Annotated in this window: 2 protein-coding genes; both read left to right on the top strand. The window is 60.0% G+C overall.

The features are described 5' to 3' along the window. Nucleotides 1-278: 278 nt before the first annotated feature. Complete coding sequence (locus AC1DJ5_RS14620) at nucleotides 279-464, top strand: hypothetical protein (protein WP_477021069.1); 186 nt, start codon at nucleotides 279-281, stop codon at nucleotides 462-464. A gap of 31 nt (nucleotides 465-495) precedes the next feature. Next, nucleotides 496-894 (top strand): DUF4279 domain-containing protein, encoded by a 399-nt coding sequence (locus AC1DJ5_RS14625; RefSeq protein ID WP_477021070.1) that lies wholly within the window; start codon nucleotides 496-498, stop codon nucleotides 892-894. The last annotated feature ends 160 nt before the right edge of the window (nucleotides 895-1,054 follow it).

Raw genomic sequence — 1,054 nt, forward strand, 5'->3', positions numbered from 1 at the left:
GTCGTCATCGCGGGGTCGATGATCATGGAAGATCGGCGGGTCCAGAAACTTTGCGCGGAATACGACACAGCCCGTCGCGTTTTGCCGAACCAAGTCATTGAATGTCCCTACAGGATGTGGGGCCGGTGATGTCTCCTACGGGTCGATTTGCGTCGTAGGCATCCTGCCCGAAATCGGACCTTGGCCAGACGGCCCGAGAGCGGACACCCCCAACTTCAGCTAGGGGTGGTTAGCAGTCGAACGCGCCACTAGGATCGGGCCACGAAGGATGATTGCCAATGCGAATGCTCATGTGGCTCGGCGTTATCTTGATGGGGATCGTCGTCGCGGTTTTTGCGATGCTTTGGCATCAGGGCGGGGCGCTGGCCGCTGGCTTTTTCGTTGCGCCGCTAGTCCTCGGCTTTTGGATAGCGGTGGGGCTGATGGTTGTCGGCGCGCTCCGTCGAGGACCACCTGAGACCTGACCGCCCACACTGTAGGTGATATGGTCGCAGTATGCTTACGCTCGGGATCACAGGCTTTGACGGCGACCCGCAAATCGTCACCGACATTCTCGACATCCAGCCGACGTCTGTCGTCCGTGCGGGCGATGTGACGCGCTCAGGACGCGTGGCGAAATTCAATGGCTGGTGGCTTGAAGCACACCCTGATCGTCTCACGGGCGGTGCCGACCATGACGATGCAGTGAAGGTCTTGGTCGGCGCAGTGCGAGGACGCGCTAAGGCGTTTCAGTCGCTACGCGAGCGCGTCCAGCCAAAGGAAGTGACGCTCTATGGTGGTCTGTATCACCAAGGCGATAGCCAATGCGGCATCTGGTTGGATGCGGAGGACATGCTCTGCCTCGGAGAGTGTGGGATTGCGTGGGGCTTAGATTTATTCGGCGACGATCACTGAACGTCGCCTATGGGTCGGTTTGCGAAATAGGCACCCAGCCTGGAACCGGACATTGACCGCGCCGCTGACAAGCGGACGTTCGGAACTTCGGCTAGGGGCGGGAAGCGGAAGTTGAGCTCTGCCGACCTCGGCTAGGGGTATTTGCGGACGATCAATAGGG

The sequence above is a fragment of the Brevundimonas sp. 01N35 genome (assembly GCF_056399785.1).

Coding starts and splice junctions, on each gene's coding strand:
- AC1DJ5_RS14625 (WP_477021070.1), top strand. CDS start 496: ATGCTTACGCTCGGGATCACAGGCTTTGACGGCGACCCGCAAATCGTC.
- AC1DJ5_RS14620 (WP_477021069.1), top strand. CDS start 279: ATGCGAATGCTCATGTGGCTCGGCGTTATCTTGATGGGGATCGTCGTC.